The sequence below is a fragment of the Methylophaga sp. UBA4204 genome, from assembly GCF_002379485.1.
Taxonomy (GTDB): Bacteria; Pseudomonadota; Gammaproteobacteria; order Nitrosococcales; family Methylophagaceae; genus Methylophaga.
This window is the reverse complement of record NZ_DFTU01000039.1, coordinates 8,294-8,559: the sequence shown is the minus strand read 5'-3', so window position 1 is coordinate 8,559 and position 266 is coordinate 8,294. Positions and strand designations below refer to the sequence as shown.

Here is a 266-nt window from a genome sequence, read left to right as displayed (position 1 = left end):
CCGCCAATGAGCGATCAATTAGCCGCCGCAGGAATCGACGTCATGCAGGGATATTTGCCGGAGCATTTGCAACCGGCTCCCGATATGGTGGTTATGGGTAATGCGATGTCTCGTGGCAATCCTGCCGTAGAATATGTGCTGAACCGTAATTTACCTTATATCTCCGGACCACAATGGTTGGCAGAAAACATTCTGCTTAATCGGTGGGTGCTAGCGGTATCCGGGACTCACGGTAAAACCACGACCAGCAGTATGCTGGCCTGGAT

1 protein-coding gene is annotated in these 266 nt (G+C 51.9%); it reads left to right on the top strand.

Annotated features, from left to right (window positions below):
* On the top strand, positions 1–266 hold a 266-nt coding region (locus B3182_RS05660), incomplete at both ends, for a Mur ligase domain-containing protein (protein WP_292751912.1).